Origin of the sequence: Mesorhizobium sp. 1M-11, from assembly GCF_001303895.1 — a bacterium.
Classification (GTDB): Bacteria; Pseudomonadota; Alphaproteobacteria; order Rhizobiales; family Rhizobiaceae; genus Mesorhizobium.
On sequence record NZ_LJSD01000011.1, the window covers coordinates 818,143 to 833,871 of the forward strand.

The following is a 15,729-nucleotide window of genomic DNA, read 5'->3' on the forward strand; positions in this document are numbered from 1 at the left end:
CACGACCCGCGCAAGTTTGTTTCACGAGGCAGCATGGTGGCGAAACCGGCAATCGAACTCGACAGTTTCGATCTGGCGATCCTCGCCATCCTGCAGAAGGACAACGCCACGCCGCAACGGCTGGTCGGCGAGGCGGTCAATCTCTCCGCTCCCGCCGTGCAGCGGCGTATCAGGCGTCTTGAAGAGGCCGGCGTGATCGAGGCCAATGTCGCCATCGTCGATCCCGCCAAAGTCGGGCAAGCCATCACCATCTTCGTGGAAGTCGAGGTGGTCAGCGAAACCGCCGAACTCCTCGATGTCGCCAAGCGGGAATTCTCCGCCGCGCCCGAGGTGCAGCAATGCTACTATGTGACCGGCGAAGCGGACTTCATCCTGATCATCATCGTGGCCACCATGGCTGACTATGAAGCGCTGACGCGCCGGCTGTTCTTTTCCAACAACAATGTCAAGAAATTCCGCACCTTTGTCGCCATGGACCGCGTCAAGGTCGGGCTCACCGTGCCATTGACGCAACCCGGCAAAGCATAGATCCAGGCCATTGCCCGCGCTGCATGAAATTGGCTGGGCAAAAGATACGCAAAGTGAAGTCGCAATTTCTTGATAATCGTACTCAACAATGTTAGGTCGCTCTCGCTCGTATGAGCCGAGACCTGAGTGGATCAATATCAAACCGCCGGATCGTCTCGGCTCCGTAAAGTGGAGACGAGACCTTGCAAGACGATATGCGCCTCAACGTCGCGAACCGGACAGGCCGGAAGACTTCATTCGGTCGGGTAACCCGCACCGCCGCGCTCGCAGCCCTCATTGCGGTGAACGTCGCACCGGCTCTGGCGCAGCAAGCAGCACCCGTTGAAAACACGGCTCCGGCCATGGCCCCAAGTGCCGGAGACGCGGCACCGACGCAAAACACGAATTCCGCGCAAGGCACAACATCTGCTCCTGCCCCTGCATCACAGCCCGCACCTTCGATGTCGGCGCCAACCGCGACGCCGTCTGCCCCCGGCGCTTCTGAGGCACCGACCATCGCCAAGGCGACATTGCCGCACAACCTGTCCCCCTGGGGCATGTTCATGAGCGCGGACTGGGTCGTGAAGGGCGTCATGATTGGCCTTGCCTTCGCCTCGCTGGTGACCTGGACCGTGTGGCTGGCCAAATCGCTTGAGATTGCAGGTTCCAAGGCACGCCTTTCCAAGGCCTTGCGCGGCATCACGGGCGCGCGCCGGCTGGACGACGCGGCACAGGCGCTCGGCAAGGGCGCAGGCATCGGCGGCGTGCTGGTGCGGGCGGCCAGCGAAGAACTGGAAATGTCGCGACAGGATGACGGCAGCTACGATCCCGCCGGCGTCAAGGAGCGCGTGGAATCCCGGCTGATGCGCCTTCAGGCACAGGCTGGCCGGCGGCTGAGCCGCGGCACCGGCGTGCTGGCCACCATCGGCTCGACCGCTCCCTTCGTCGGCCTGTTCGGCACGGTGTGGGGCATCATGAATTCCTTCATCGGCATCTCGGAAGCCCAGACCACCAACCTCGCCGTGGTCGCTCCCGGCATCGCCGAAGCGCTGCTCGCCACCGCAGTCGGACTGATCGCCGCCATTCCGGCAGTGGTGATCTACAACGTCTTCGCACGCTCGATTACCGGCTACCGCCAGGGTCTGGCGGATGCCGCAGCCGGCGTGCAGCGATTGGTCAGCCGCGACCTCGATCGGGTCTCGCCGGCCCATGCCACAGCACGTCCGCATGTTGCGACACCTGCCGCCAGGCCCGCGAACGGCCATCAGGCCCCATCCGTGGCCCTCTAGGAGAAGCGCGATGGCTGGCGGCATCAAGCAATCGTTCGACGACGACGATCTGCAGGAGAACCACGAGATCAACGTGACGCCTTTCATCGACGTCATGCTGGTCCTACTCATCATCTTCATGGTCGCCGCACCGCTGGCGACGGTCGACATCAATGTCGACCTGCCGGCTTCCACTGCAACGCCCGCACCGCGACCGGAAGAGCCGCTTTACGTCACGCTGAAAGACGACCTCAGCCTCGCGATCGGCCAGCAGACCGTGGATCGCCCTGTTTTCCAGCAGCAGCTGGACACGATCGCCCAGGGCGACAAGCAGAAGCGCATCTTCCTGCGCGCCGACCGGGGCGTCGCCTATGGCGAGTTGATGGAGGTGATGAACCTGATGCGCGGTGCGGGCTACCTGAAAGTGGCTCTCGTCGGGCTGGAAACAATCCCAACGACGTCGCCAACCCCGGGAGCGGCACAGTGACAGCGGCCGCTGCGCATGGCGGCCTGTTCGGTGGCATGAGCCGCCGCGAGCTGGCGCTATGGTCGGGCGCTGCGCTCATCGTAGCGTCGATCCATGCTGGCGGCGGCTGGTATCTTCATCGAGAAGCGCCCGAGACCGCACTGCCGCCGGCTGCACCACCGGCCGTCATGCTCGACCTGCCGCCGATGGTCATAGATGCCGACACCGTGCCACTCGACACCGCGGATCCAGTCGACAGCGAAGCCGCCGAGACCCCGCAAGAGGTCAAGGAGGAGATCAAGTCTGTCGAGCAAGAGGTCGCCGAGCCTGTCGAAGAGGTGACGGAACCGGAGCCGCTCGAGGCGACAAAACCTGAAGCCGTCGAGGAAGTGGTGCCGGACCTTACCGAGGCGCCCTTACCGGAAGTGGCGATGGCCATACCGGAACCGCGACCTGAAATCGAAAAGCCGAAGCCGGTCGCCAAGCCGGTGCGCGAGAAGAAACCGGTCGAGAAGAAGAAGCCCGAGCCTGTCAAAGAGGCGAAGGCCGAGAAGCCGGAAAAGGTCGAAAAGAAAGCGGTCGCCAATTCGGTCGCCCAGCGGAAAGCGGCCAGGGCCGGCGCGGCCACTCAAATGGCTGGCGGAAGCAGCGGCAGCGCCGGTAGTTCGATGTCGCCTTCGCAGTGGAAATCGCGCGTCGGCGCGCACCTTATGCGCTACAGGCGTTCGATAAATGCCGGTCGTCGTGGCGGCGGCGATGCCTTGGTGCGGTTCACGTTCAACTCGGGCGGGTCGATCCTGTCGGTCGCGCTCGCGCGGTCCTCGGGCGACAAGAGCCTCGATGAGGCAGCTGTGTCGATGGTGCGGCGGGCATCCCCAATTCCCGCGCCTCCGTCGACCGTCACCGCGATGTTTCTGACCGTACCGGTCGGCTCCACGCGCTGATAGGGCATCTCCTGCATAAAATAGAAGCGGCGCGGACCAAGCCCGCGCCGCTTCTATTGTGGATGCCCATCTATCGTGACGTCGTGGTCCGCGCTCTCAGGCCTTTTCGCTCTTCGGTCCAAGCACGAAAGCCGTCACAGCCGCCAGCAAGGTGGCAATGCCGGCATAGGCGAAGGCGCTGGCAACGCCGGCATTGTCGACCAGCAGGCCGCCAACAACCGCGCCCGCTGCGATCGCCACCTGGAAGGCGGTGACCATGAGGCCGCCGGCGCTTTCAGCCTGGTCTGGAGCAGCGCGCAGCATCCAGGTCTGCACCGAAACCGGGATGGCGCCGAAAGCGAAGCCCCAGGCGGTGACGGCAATGGCCGACGTCACCGGCGAGGCGCCGAAGACAAGCAGGGCCAGCGTCGAGATCGCGATCAGCAGCGGCGACATACCCGCGGCAAGCTTCAGACTGCGCTCCACCACGAAACCGCCGACGAGATTGCCGATGAAGCCGCCAATACCGAAGGCCAACAGCACCAGGGAGATGTTTTCGACATTCAACACCGGAACCTGCTCCAGGAAGGCGCGGACATAGGTGAAGCCCGCGAAATGACCTGACGCGATGAAAAGGATGAAGAGCAGGCCGACACCGATGGCCGGGCGCTTGGCGACATCCACCAAGGTGCGCAGGCTGGCGATACCGGAGGGCGGCAGGCTGGGAAGCGTGGCAACCTGCGCCAGCAGCGTCACCGCACCGACGATGGCCGCGATCAGGAAAGCGGTGCGCCAGCCCCAGATGTCGCCGACATAGGCGCCGACGGGCGCGGCACAGACCGTGGCCACCGAGACGCCACCCAGGATGATCGACATGGCACGCGGCAACAATCGCGCGGGCACAAGGCGCATGGTCATGGCGCCCGACATCGCCCAGAAACCGCCCAGCGCTACGCCAAGCACGACGCGCGCCGCCAACAGCATGCCTAATGAGGAAGCAAAGGCTGCGGTCAGGCTGGAAATGATAAGCAGGAAGGTCAGTATCCACATCAGGATCTTGCGGTCGAGGCGGCGGGTGATGATCGCCATGGTGGGTGCCGCAATGGCGCCGACAATCGCTGTGGCAGTCACGGCCTGGCCGGCAGCGCCCTCGCTGACACCGAGGTCTTGGGCCATCGGGGTGAGCAGGCTGGCCGGGAGGAATTCTGCGGTCACGAGACCGAACACGCCGAGCGCCAGCGAGACGACGGCTCCCCATGCCGGGTCGGCGCGCTCCTCGACGGATGACAAAGCGGGCGCGTCCAGCGCCGCTGTCGCGGGGTCGGTCATAGTCAGTCTCCGAATTGGTTGCAATGCAACAAATGGAGGTGACTGCCTGGAGTTTCCATGTTAGAAACACCATTATGCTTGATCATTCGTCCAAAAATTCATCGCCGTCGGCGTCTCAGACTGGCGACCCGTTGACCGACATCCTGCGCGGCCTGCGCCTAGACGGCGTGCAATACGGCCGCTGCGAAATGAAGGAACCGTGGGGGCTGGAATTCCCGGCACAGAATGCCGCCCGTTTCTATTTCGTCGGCCAGAAGGCATGCTGGATGCGCATGCCCAATGGCGACTGGTTCGAGATGAAGGCGGGCGACGCGGTGCTGGTGCCGCGCGGCGCACCGCACGCACTGGCCAGTTCGCCCGACGTGCCGACCACACAGTTCAAAGGCTACGAAGTCACCGAGATCTGCAAGAACGTCTATTGCATGAGGACGGAGACGGGGGCGGAAAGTTGCGTGCCGGGCACGCTTCTGTTCTGCGGCACCATGTATTTCAACCTCGACAGTCTGCACCCGCTGCTCGGCATGATGCCGGATATGATGCGCACGCATGGCCTGGAAGAGCACGAGCCAAGCATCCCGCATCTGCTGGAAGCGATGGCGCGCGAAATCAAGATGGAGCGCGTCGGTTCCGCCGGCATCGTGGCCCGGCTGGCGGATGTGCTGGCCGCCTCGATCATCCGCTCATGGGTCGAGCGCGGTTGCGGCGATTCCAAGGGATGGATCGCGGCGGTACGCGACCGCGAACTCGGCAAGGTGCTGGCGGCAATCCATCTCGAACCAAACCGCGACTGGAGCGTCGAGACGCTGGCGCGCACCATGGGTGCCTCACGCTCGGGCTTTGCCGAACGTTTTGCTTCGATCGTCGGCGAGACGCCGGCCAAATACGTCACCCAGGTGCGCATGCACCAGGCCAGGCAATGGCTGATGCAGGACCGGCTGAAAATCGCGGTCGTCGCCAACCGGCTGGGCTATGAATCGGAAGCCGCCTTCAGCCGTGCCTTCAAGCGGGTCATCGGCTCGCCGCCGAGCCATTTCCGCGGCGAGGACTACATCGAAGTTCCGAACATCTGATCGTCGCTGTCAGCCCAGGGCGCTGCCCTGCGTTTCCAGCATACGCCGTGCGCTCTCCTCGTCGGTGATCAGCACGGTCGGTTTGACGAGATGCATGGCGCCGAGCAGCGCCTCGATCTTTTCCTGTCCGCCCGAGGTGAGAATGCGCAGCGGCGCCCGGCGCAACCGGTCGACTTCCACCGACATCACGCGATCGTTTACCGGATGTTCGACGAGATCGCCGTTGCGATTGAAGAAATGAAACAGAAGATCGCCAACGGCACCACGCGCGAGCAGCGCCTCGCGATCGGCCTCCTTCAGGAAACCGCCGCGGTAGAAAGTCGTCGCCGAGGCAATGCCGCCGATCGACAGAAGCACGGCATCCAGCGCGTCGGCCATCTCGAAGATTTCTTCGAGCCCGCAGCGCTCCACCAGCGCAACCTTGGTTTCGACGCTGTCGACCACTGCCGGTGCCGGAATGAGATAACCGTCGCCCTGGAAGACCTGAGCGAAACGCCAGGCGAATTCGGCCGGATTGTAGCGGCGTGCCACACCGACGCCGCCGAGAAGCGAGATGACCTTGAAATCACTCAGCGACTTGGCGCCGATGAAAGGCAAGGTCGAAAACAGCGTGCGGCCCCAGCCGACACCGACGCGCATGCCCGAACGCATGACTTCCGAAAGATAGGCACCCGTCTTGGCGGCGATGGCTGGGATTGGGTCCGAATCCGCGCTGGAGAGCGGCGCGACGAGCGCCTGCTCCAGACCGAAGACCTTTTCCAGAGCCCGCTCCAGCCGCACGATCTCGGACAGCTCGCTTTCAATGGCGATCTTCACCTCGTTGCGGGCACGAGCCTCGGCCAGCATGCGCACAACGGTGACGCGGCCGACGCCAAGCACATCGGCGATCTCGTTCTGGGTCATCTGCTCGATGAAATACATCCAGGCAGCGCGGATGCGCAGGCGATCGGCCTTGCTTTCGGCCGCGACCGCGCCATTCTCCCCCGCTTCGCCGTCCGTCGTCCCGGCCTGTCGCTGCGGCTTTCTTGCCACTGCATTCCCTCCCGTAAGCACTGCCGCCGAACCCTCCGGCGATTCGGCTTATGGCCACTATCGCCTTTTGACCGGTCCTGCACGATATAAACAATTGGCTGACACGACCATGCCGCCTATACCGGCTGATCAGAAGCAGAGAGCAGACAATGCTGCGTGAAATCTCCGAAGAGGTCCGCGTCAACCTGAAGGACCGGCTGCGTGACGTGCGCCATGTCATCCGCCGGCACAGGCACGACAGCCCTGCCCAGCAGGCGCGGCAAGGCGAAGAGGCCGCCCGTCCATCCTTCCCGATCCGCGAGATCGAGGGGCTGCTCGGCCATGCCGCAAGCGCCTTCGACGACATGATGTCGGTGGCCGAAACGCTTGTGCCGCGCGAGCGCAGCGGCCGCATGAACGGGCTGACGCCAAAGCCGCTCGGCGTTTATTTCGCGCCCGGGGATGCAGCGCTTTCCGGCGAACGTTCCTTCCGGCGTGACATGTATGCGCTGGCCAAGGCTGTGCTTGCCGAAAGGAAGGCCATAAGCGTGCGGGTGCGCGAAGCTAATTTCACCGCCATACACGCGGTGATCGCGCGGCAGCATGCCGAACTTCTCGACAGGCTGGTCCGCGAAAGCGACTGGGCCGGACGCGTGGCACTGGTTGCGGCGCTAAGCGCGGCGCTTTTGGTGGAATTCCTCAATCATGACCCGCTGCGGCAAGGCGAGACGCCGACGGCCGCTGTCGGCGCCGGCCGCAGCTTCGCCGTATCCTGCCTGGCGCCTGTCGCGCTGGCGGTCGGGCTCGCCAGTGTCGACACCAGCGCGAAACCCGAACCCGACCTGCTCGAGATCGCCCTGCTTGCCACCGATGCCAGGCTCGACCGCATCCTGGCGGCCTGCAACGGCAACGATCCGCTGGATGAGTTGACGACGGTGTTTGCCACGCTGCTCGCGCATCTGCCGTAGTGCTCCTTCCTTCTCCCCGTTCACGGGGAGAAGGTGGCCCGAAGGGCCGGATGAGGGGCATCCTTAGGCACGCAAAAGCCGGCTCTGCCCCTCACTGTCCTGCCGGACATCTCTCCCCGTGAACGGGGAGAGAGAAGCAGCTTTGATGCGGCCCTTCTCCCGGATGAGGCGCGAACCGTGCGACGAAGTGCCTACTCTTTGCTCAACTCGACGATCCGCTTCTTGGCACGCGAGATCGAAGCCGGACTCATCGACAGTTCGGTCAGCCCCATGCGCAGGAATTCCGGAATGAGATCCGGACGGCCAGCGGCCTCGCCGCACATGCCGACCATGATGCCCGCTTCGACGCCGGCCTTCGCCGTCATCTCGATTGCCGCCATCACCGCCGGATTGGCGACGTCGTTCAATGCACCGACCGTCGGATTCAGGCGATCGGCGGCCATGACATATTGGGTGAGGTCGTTGGTTCCTATGGAGAAGAAGGACACTTCCTTCGCCAGCGCCGGCGCGATCAGCACGGCTGCCGGCGTTTCGATCATCACGCCGAGCTGGAAATGCGCGAAAGGCACGCCGTCGCGCATCAGTTCGCCTGCGCATTCGTTGATCAGTGTCTTGGCCCGACGCACCTCGGTCAGGTCCGACACCATCGGCAACATCACCTTGACGTTGCCGTGAACGGCGGCACGCAGCAGCGCCTTGAGCTGAGGTTTGAAGATATCCGGCCGGTCGAGGCACATGCGGATGCCGCGCCAGCCGAGGAACGGATTTTCCTCTTCCGGGAACTCGATGCCGGCCACCGGCTTGTCGCCACCGATGTCGAGCGTACGCACGATAACCGGGTGGGGCGCGAAGGCCTGCGCCAGCGCTGCGTAGGTCTCGGCCTGCATATCCTCGGACGGCAGATGCATGTGGCGCATGAAGAGAAGCTCGGTACGGAACAGGCCGACCCCCATGGCGCCGGCGGCCTGTGCGGCCTCGATCTCGTCGAGCGAACCGATATTGGCGGCCACTTCGATGACGGCGCCATCAGCACGCTTCGGTGTCACGTCCTTGAACACGTCGAGCGCATGGCGTTCCCTGGCGGCTTCCTCGATGCGGCGGAGATAGTCGGCTTTCACATCCGCAGCCGGATCCACAATGACCAGGCCACCGTTGCCGTCGAGGGCGATTTCCTTCGCATCGCGCAAATCCGAAACGCAGGCACCGAGACCGAGCACCGCCGGAATGCCGTGCGAACGGGCAATGATGGCGATATGCGACGTGGCACCGCCATGACCGCAGACGATGCCGCCGATGCGCTTCAGCGGCGCGCGCGACAGATCCCAGGCGCCGATGTCGTCGGCGATCAGGATGGCGCCCTGCGGGATATCCTCAAGGCTGACATCGTCCTGGCCGAGCAAAGCGAGACAGATCTGGCGCCCGACTGCCTGGACGTCGTCGGCCCGGGCATTGAGGTAGGGATCCTCCACGGAACCGAACTCGGCGGCAAGCTTGGCGGCGGTGGCGATGACGGCGGCGACAGCATCGGTGCCGGCGCGGATCATCGCCTCGGCGTCGCCAATCAGCGTATCATCGGCAGCGAGGTCGCGCAGGGCAGCAACGATGCCACGATCGCCACCCGCCAGGCTTTCGCTGGCCAGCGCCCTGTCCATGCGCGCCTGTACGGCGGCCACGGCATGACCGAAACGCACGATCTCGGCTTCGGCTTCCTCTGGCGTCAGCGTTCGCGCCTGCGGCCGGATTTCCGGCGGGAAATGCGCGAAGGCAGGGCCGACGGCAACGCCCTCACTGGCTGCAATACCCTTTAGGCCGCCCGACAGCCTGGCCTCCGACGCGGGAGCCGCAGCGAGAGGCTTCGCAACCTCACCGTTGAGCGCCTTCTGCTCGCCGGTGGCGGCATCGTCATCGAGCCCCGCGCGCGGATTTTCCAGATAGCCGATCAGCGCCTCGACTGCCTCGGCCGCGTCAGCACCGTTGGCGCGCACGGTGACTTCCTGGTTCTCCTTCACGCCCAAAAGCATCAGCTTGACCGAACTCTTGGCACTCACCGCCTTGCCTGCCTTCACGATCTCGACTTCGGACTCGAAGCTCTTGGCAAGCCGCACGAAGCGGGTCGCGGGACGGGCGTGCAAACCTTCATGCACTCTGACGATGGTCGAGCGTTCCATACGGGCAATCCTATCAGATTTTCCGGCCTATCCCGGAAGGGCCGCGATCGAAAAGAAAAGCGCCGAGACCCTGCGCGGGGGCACGGCGCCAGGCATTTCAGGCGGCGATGGTGATCAGGGCGTCCTGCTTGAGAGCCTGGACGAGCTGGCCAGCATCAACTTCGCTGGCGCAGATTTCGCCCGGCCGCTCCGCTTCCGTCGCACCGTTGAACGAGATGACGACGTGGCCGATCTCACGCACCTTGCTCCACGCGGTGGAGCCGATTGCGGTGATCGTCGCCGACACCGCGCCGATGGCGATCGACGCGCCGATCTGCGGCGCGCCGTCGCTGGGGCCCTGTACGGCCTTGTGCATCACCGAAACCTCGGCGAGCTCCGGCGGCGAGCCGTCCGCGAACAGGATGACCACTCCGCCCTCGGCGAGATCCGCCACTTCGGGTCCAACTGCGGTTACCCGCGTTTCCAACAGAACCGTCATGATGCGGCGAATCTCCTTCTTGTCGTTACAGGACCAGCAGACTGACTACCCATGCGAGAAGCACGGACACGGGACCCATGATCTGGCGGCTGATGAGCACCGCCGGCACACCGATCTCGATCGTCTTGGGCTTGGCTTCACCAAGCGCCAGACCGACCGGGACGAAGTCGCAGCCGACCTGAGTGTTGTAGGCAAACAGCGCCGGCAGCGCCATGGCCGGCGAAATCGTGCCGTTGGCGATCTGCGGGCCGATGATGGCAACACCGATGACCTGGGCGATGACCGCGCCCGGCCCGAGGATGGGCGAGAGGAACGGCAGGCCGCAGATCGCCGAAATGATCAGCAGGCCGACGATGTTGTTGGCGAGCGGACCCATCGGCTGCGCCAGCACGTCGCCGATCCCGGTATAGAGGATCAGACCGATCAGCATGGTCACGAAGGCCATGAAGGGCAGCACGTTGCGGATCACCTGGTCGATGGTGCGCCGGCCGGCATTGAAGAAGATGCCGACGACACGACCCATGACGCGGCCGATCGAAGAGATCAGCCCGATCATGCCGCCTTCGCTCGGCAGCGGCTGGGCAGCCGCCGACGGCGAATTGCTGTTGCTTGAACTTATTGCCGCTGCTCCCCCTGCAGTGGTTACCGCTTCGGAGCCGTCGGCCATGACGATGTTGGCCGGCTTGACGCCCGAAACGTAGATATCTTCCAGGATGAACTGGGCTAGAGGCCCGGACTGGCCGACCGGCGTGACATTGACGGTCGGGATGCGCTTGCGCGGATAGACGCCGCAGCGTGCGGTGCCGCCGCAATCGACGACGACGACAGCCATCTCGCCTTCGATGGGCGGTGACTTGAAGCCGTCGACGGCCTCAGCCCCGGTCATCTCGGCGATCTGGGCGGCGATCGGATGGATACCGCCACCGGTGACGGAGACGACCTTGTTGCGCTGTGCGGTCGGCTCGATGACGAGCGGACCGCCCCAGCCTCCGGAGCCCTTGGAGATTTTTACGGCCTTGTAGGTCTTTGCCATGATGCTTCCCGCCCCTTACAGCTCGACGCCCTGGCGGCGTGCCATGATGGCGGTGATGCGCTCGGTCAGGATGCCCTTGAGCAGGATCACCACGAGACCGACGATGGCGTACCAGATGGCCACCTTGATGTGATAGCCGGCAACGACCACGCCCTTCTTCTCCAGTTCGAGCAGCGCGACCAGCACGCCGCCCCAGACGAAATATTCGCCGGGATTGATGTGCGGAAAGAGGCCGAGCGGCGGATGCACGTATGATACGGCCGCATCGTAGAAGGCCGGCTTGTGCTTCTCTTCAAGGAAGGAGCCGAAGGTATAGGCCATCGGGTTGGTGAGAAAGAAGACGGCGAGCAGCGGCAGCACCGTATAGCGGGTGAGCGCGATGCGGCCGGCGCCACGGGCAAGGCCATGGACGCGCTCCTCACCGACCAGTTCGGTGATGGCGTAGAACGCCGTCATGAGAACAACCAGCGTCGGGATGATGCCGGTGACGAAGCCTGCGAAGACCTCGCCGCCCTTCTGGAAGATGCCGATGAAATATTTGCCGATGGCGGTCAGCCAGCCCAGCTGCTCTTCCTTGGCGACTTCGTTCAGCTTCTCCTTGAACTGTTCGACGGTGATCGGGCCGCTGTCGGCCTGTGCCAGAACCACAAGATTGTCGCTGGCGTGAGTGACGGCAAGCTTGCCGTGCAATGCAGCGTTCTGGGCAGCATCCTGGACGACCGCGCCTGCCGCGTGCAGGTGCTGTACGGCCATGTCGGCATGCTGCGCCAACAATGAAATTACAGACATATCTCCTCCTTGGGCCGTCCGCCGCCTGTCCCCTGCGGCAGCAGCATTCGTTACGGAGCGTTTCCGTTTTTCACGGAAACGCGGAAACGCTCCAACTCTTTGTTTCTACGCAATTCCGGGCGCAAAACCGCTGCGCACTTTTGCTGGAATTGCGCTATACGCTGACTGTCTTCAAGCCGGTGAGACCCGGCTTCTTTCCCGGCTCCGCCCGTGCCCGGTCGATCTGCTCGATCGCCCTTTTCACGGCCTCGGCCACACCGGGTTCCCCCTCCCCCATGATCGCAGGATTGGACCGGATACGATCGAGGGCGACGCCCTCGAATTCTTCATGCCGCCTGAACTTGGCGAACACCGAACGGCCGCTCATGACGAGCAGGCGGCGCACGACGAGGTCAGGGGTCACGACCACCAGGACGATGATGCCCTTGGCAAAGCGGCCGCGATAGTTGCCGGCGCCGACGAAGCCGTCGGCATATTTGTTGGTGATGCCTTTGAAGACGTCGGAATAATGCCGCATCTGCAGCCAGACGCCGAGAGACTGCAGTCCCCAGACGAGCGCGAGCGAAAGCAGTGCCCACTGCCAGATTGCCATCAGCTTATCTCCTCCCAAGCCCTTGGGTCGGCCATTGCTTCATGACAGTACCAAGACGAAAGTTAGAGAACATTTGTTTTCTTGAATGTCAATATGTATGATTTTTCCCACGAAGCCCGAAAGCGATTGATCCACCGCATTTGGCGGGGACGACGCGTGTGCTCGCAATTCCAGGAAAAGTGCGCAGCGGTTTTCCGTCCGGAATTGCGTGAAACAAAAATTAGAGCGTTTCCGCGTTTCCGTAAGAACGGAAACGCTCTAGAGTCACCGTCAAAGGACGTGCAATGGATTTGCGATTCAAAGACGAACTGGCCCTGATGCCGGATCTTGGCCATCAGCTGAGGCGCCTGCGCTGGTTCAGGGCGACGTTCCGCGCGAGCGTACGTTCCGTGGAGGCGACCTATGGCCTGCGTTTCGAGATCGATGAAACGCGGTTGACCAGGGCCTTCCTCGACTGGATCGAGATCATGGACGCGCAGAAGCGTTTTGCCGAGGTGAACCGCGCCGATTTCATCATCTTCGCCGCCGGCCTGGTGCTGCGCGAACTGATCCGGCAGGATCCGGCCAAGGCGGTCGGCACCGGACCTCGACCGGACCTGCCGCCCACCGACGATGCAGGCATGACCGAGATCGTCCAGTTCTGGCCGGAAGGTTTCCTCTATACCAACTACTGTGTGTCGGCGATCGCCGCCGTGCACGAACAGGAATTCGGACATGCGCCGACCATCGACCAGTGCGCGGACGACCTGCGCACCTGGTGGTCCTATCGCGAAAACGTGACCGAGATGCCGGCCTATGCGGTGGCCTTCCTCGACCGCTTCCTCGGGGCAGAGCCGAACTGGATCGTGCCTGACAGCGCGCAATCCAGGCAGGCGATGCAAGCTGCGCTTGAAACGACGGACAAGCGGAAAATTGGGCATCGAGCCTGAACACTCGCTTGAACATTCGTCTCTTTGCCGATAGCGATGTGCCAAAATTATCGGATACTTCGAGGCGCAGCGTGACGGCACAACAGTTGATCATCTTCGATTGCGACGGCGTTCTGGTGGACAGCGAGCCGCTGGCCGCCGAGGCTTATGAGCGCGTCTACGAAAAGCATGGCATGAATGGCGTCGGCGCTGACGTCATCGCCCAATGCGTCGGCATGAAGCAGGCCGACATCATCATCCGGATCAAGGAGCTGACTGGCCATCACCTGCAGCCCGATCAGGAAGGCGACCTGTGGACGGTGACCCGTGACCTGTTCAGCGAAAAGCTGAACCCTACCAATGGCATCGCGCCGTTTCTCGGCACGCTGAAAGCCGGCCGCTGCGTGGCCTCTTCCTCGTCGATGGAGCGCATCCACCACAGCCTCGCCGTCACTGGCCTGGCGCCGCATTTCGGCGAGGCGATCTTCTCCTCTTCCATGGTGAAGCGCGGCAAGCCGGCGCCGGATATCTTCCTCTATGCGGCAGAGAAGATGGGCGCCGACCCGGCGAACTGCGTCGTCATCGAGGACTCGCCTTTCGGCGTCGAGGGCGCGGTTGCAGCCGGCATGACGGCGATCGGCTACACCGGCGGCGGCCATACCTATGCCGGCCATGGCGCGCGGCTCAAGGAACAGGGCGCACATGCGGCCTGCACGAGCTGGCGGGAAATCTCCGACAGGCTGAGCGGGCTCGGTTTCCGGCTTTAAATATCGGGTGCATTGCCGATAATGGTCTTCAGCTCGATGGCCCAGGCGCGGCCCTCGTCGCCACCCCATAGCAGCCACGCCACATAGCCGGCAGAGGGATTGTCCTCATTGCCGAAGTTCCTGGCGCGCTTGTCGACTTCATGGCGGGCGAAGAAACTCACCATCCGCCGGATGGTCGAAGGCTGCAGTGCCCGGCGCTCGACCAGTTCGCGGGCACGACCGACGCCGATCTCGGTGCCGCCGCGGCCAAACCGCTCGCGCAGGCGCAGGCCTTTCGCAGCGTTGTCGGCGACAATCCGCGGAGGAACCAGCGAGATTTCAGGCGTATTGGTCACGGCAGGTCCTGACATGTATCGGGCCAGCTAACGCGATTCCCTGCGATCAAAGAAGACCACTGTCTTTCGCCGCCTCTCCGAAGGACAAGGACAATCGCATATGGTGCAAAGTTCCCCTCTCCGTCGCCGCTTCGTAGCGCCACCTCTCCCCGCCTTCCGGCAGGGCGAGGAACCGCAGTTGCGGCGCCGGCGCCCTTTCAGCTTGGGTTCCTCGCCCCACGCAGTGGGGAGAGGTGGCTCGGGCAAAGCCCGAGACGGAGAGGGGAACTTCATATGCGATTGCCGCCTCTCCGAAGAGACGGCGCCCCCGCCGGGAAGAATTACACCAAGAGAGTCATCGGGTTCTCGATGATGCGCTTGAAGGCGCCGAGCAGTTCGGCTCCCAGCGCACCGTCGACGGCACGATGGTCGGTCGACAGCGTCACCGACATGACGGTCGCGATCCTGATCTCGCCGCCCTTCACCACCGCGCGCTCCTCGCCTGCACCCACTGCCAGGATCGTCGCATGCGGCGGGTTGATGACGGCGGCGAAGTCCTTGATGCCGAACATGCCAAGGTTCGACACCGCCGTGGTGCCGCCCTGATACTCTTCCGGCTTCAGCTTGCGATCGCGGGCGCGCTTGGCGAGGTCCTTCATCTCGTTGGAGATCACCGACAGCGTCTTCTGGTCGGCCTTCCTCACGATCGGCGTGATCAGCCCGCCCGGGATCGATACCGCCACCCCGACATCGGCGTGCTTGTGCTTGACCATGGCCGTTTCCGTCCACGACGCATTGGCATCCGGCACGGCGACCAGTGCCTGGGCCATCGCCTTGATGATCATGTCGTTGACCGAGAGCTTGTAGGCTGGGACATCGCCCTTTTCGGTCTTCTTCATCGGCGCAGCGGCATTGAGCTCGGAGCGCAGCTTCAAAAGTGCGTCCAGCTCGCAATCCAAGGTCAGGTAGAAATGCGGGATGGTCGACTTTGCCTCGACCAGACGCCGGGCGATGGTCTTGCGCATATTGTCGTGCGGAACAAGGTCGTAGGAGCCCTCTTCGAACAGTTTGAGCACCGCCTCGTCCGACATCGGCTTGGCAGCAGGTGCAGCAGCCGGAGCAGCGGCAGGCGCCGCAG

Annotated in this window: 17 protein-coding genes; 8 read left to right on the forward strand and 9 right to left on the reverse strand. The window is 63.6% G+C overall.

The genetic code is table 11. From position 1 onward, the window contains the following. Positions 1-33: 33 nt before the first annotated feature. From AO692_RS07690 to AO692_RS07705, 4 genes are all read left to right on the forward strand, one after another. On the forward strand, positions 34-528 hold the full coding sequence (locus tag AO692_RS07690) for an Lrp/AsnC family transcriptional regulator (protein ID WP_054309413.1): 495 nt from the start codon (positions 34-36) through the stop codon (positions 526-528). A 341-nt stretch (positions 529-869) separates the two neighbouring features. Next, the gene (exbB, locus tag AO692_RS07695) at positions 870-1,796 is read left to right on the forward strand and encodes a tonB-system energizer ExbB (protein ID WP_244483285.1); all 927 of its coding nucleotides are present in this window, start codon (positions 870-872) and stop codon (positions 1,794-1,796) included. Positions 1,797-1,806: 10 nt separating this feature from the next. After that, a complete protein-coding gene (gene exbD, locus AO692_RS07700) occupies positions 1,807-2,262 on the forward strand; it encodes a TonB system transport protein ExbD (RefSeq protein ID WP_054309414.1) in 456 nt (151 codons plus the stop codon). Beyond that, positions 2,259-3,185 (forward strand): TonB family protein, encoded by a 927-nt coding sequence (locus AO692_RS07705; RefSeq protein ID WP_054309415.1) that lies wholly within the window; start codon positions 2,259-2,261, stop codon positions 3,183-3,185. The genes exbD and AO692_RS07705 overlap by 4 nt, the downstream gene beginning before the upstream one ends. A 96-nt stretch (positions 3,186-3,281) precedes the next feature. Here the strand turns inward: AO692_RS07705 and AO692_RS07710 are convergent, their stop codons facing one another. After that, on the reverse strand, positions 3,282-4,493 hold the full coding sequence (locus tag AO692_RS07710; RefSeq protein WP_054309416.1) for an MFS transporter: 1,212 nt from the start codon (positions 4,491-4,493) through the stop codon (positions 3,282-3,284). 74 nt (positions 4,494-4,567) lie between these two features. Here AO692_RS07710 and AO692_RS07715 point away from each other — a divergent pair, with 74 nt between their 5' ends. Next, positions 4,568-5,563 carry an AraC family transcriptional regulator gene (locus tag AO692_RS07715; RefSeq protein WP_054309417.1) on the forward strand — a complete coding sequence of 332 codons (996 nt, stop codon included), beginning with the start codon at positions 4,568-4,570 and terminating at the stop codon, positions 5,561-5,563. A gap of 9 nt (positions 5,564-5,572) precedes the next feature. Here the strand turns inward: AO692_RS07715 and AO692_RS07720 are convergent, their stop codons facing one another. Then, the gene (locus AO692_RS07720; protein ID WP_054309418.1) at positions 5,573-6,595 is read right to left on the reverse strand and encodes a sugar-binding transcriptional regulator; all 1,023 of its coding nucleotides are present in this window, start codon (positions 6,593-6,595) and stop codon (positions 5,573-5,575) included. A 149-nt stretch (positions 6,596-6,744) separates the two neighbouring features. On the opposite strand from AO692_RS07720, the gene AO692_RS07725 reads away from it, so the two are divergent. Continuing rightward, the gene (locus AO692_RS07725) at positions 6,745-7,542 is read left to right on the forward strand and encodes a hypothetical protein (RefSeq protein ID WP_054309419.1); all 798 of its coding nucleotides are present in this window, start codon (positions 6,745-6,747) and stop codon (positions 7,540-7,542) included. 191 nt (positions 7,543-7,733) lie between these two features. On the opposite strand, the gene ptsP is transcribed toward AO692_RS07725, so the two are convergent. The 5 genes from ptsP to AO692_RS07750 form a co-directional block, all read right to left on the reverse strand. Beyond that, positions 7,734-9,710 (reverse strand): phosphoenolpyruvate--protein phosphotransferase, encoded by a 1,977-nt coding sequence (gene ptsP / locus AO692_RS07730; protein WP_054309420.1) that lies wholly within the window; start codon positions 9,708-9,710, stop codon positions 7,734-7,736. Between the two features lie 97 nt (positions 9,711-9,807). Continuing rightward, positions 9,808-10,188 carry a PTS glucitol/sorbitol transporter subunit IIA gene (locus AO692_RS07735; RefSeq protein WP_054309421.1) on the reverse strand — a complete coding sequence of 127 codons (381 nt, stop codon included), beginning with the start codon at positions 10,186-10,188 and terminating at the stop codon, positions 9,808-9,810. A 25-nt stretch (positions 10,189-10,213) separates the two neighbouring features. Then, the gene (locus AO692_RS07740; RefSeq protein ID WP_054309422.1) at positions 10,214-11,221 is read right to left on the reverse strand and encodes a PTS glucitol/sorbitol transporter subunit IIB; all 1,008 of its coding nucleotides are present in this window, start codon (positions 11,219-11,221) and stop codon (positions 10,214-10,216) included. A 15-nt stretch (positions 11,222-11,236) separates the two neighbouring features. Beyond that, entirely contained in the window at positions 11,237-12,010 is a 774-nt protein-coding gene (locus AO692_RS07745) for a PTS glucitol/sorbitol transporter subunit IIC (RefSeq protein ID WP_054309423.1), read from the reverse strand. Positions 12,011-12,164: 154 nt separating this feature from the next. Beyond that, complete coding sequence (locus tag AO692_RS07750) at positions 12,165-12,602, reverse strand: transcriptional regulator GutM (protein ID WP_054309424.1); 438 nt, start codon at positions 12,600-12,602, stop codon at positions 12,165-12,167. Between the two features lie 284 nt (positions 12,603-12,886). Between AO692_RS07750 and AO692_RS07755 the strand changes: the two genes are divergently transcribed. Together AO692_RS07755 and AO692_RS07760 are read left to right on the forward strand one after the other, a co-directional pair. Next, entirely contained in the window at positions 12,887-13,531 is a 645-nt protein-coding gene (locus AO692_RS07755) for a hypothetical protein (RefSeq protein WP_054309425.1), read from the forward strand. 71 nt (positions 13,532-13,602) lie between these two features. Beyond that, positions 13,603-14,277 (forward strand): HAD family phosphatase, encoded by a 675-nt coding sequence (locus AO692_RS07760; protein WP_054309426.1) that lies wholly within the window; start codon positions 13,603-13,605, stop codon positions 14,275-14,277. Here the strand turns inward: AO692_RS07760 and AO692_RS07765 are convergent. Together AO692_RS07765 and AO692_RS07770 are read right to left on the reverse strand one after the other, a co-directional pair. Further along, positions 14,274-14,612 (reverse strand): hypothetical protein, encoded by a 339-nt coding sequence (locus tag AO692_RS07765; RefSeq protein WP_244483275.1) that lies wholly within the window; start codon positions 14,610-14,612, stop codon positions 14,274-14,276. The two genes, AO692_RS07760 and AO692_RS07765, sit on opposite strands and share 4 nt — an antisense overlap. Positions 14,613-14,932: 320 nt before the next feature. Further along, positions 14,933-15,729 (reverse strand): 2-oxo acid dehydrogenase subunit E2 (locus AO692_RS07770; protein WP_200911710.1); only part of this gene is annotated, 797 nt, incomplete at its 5' end.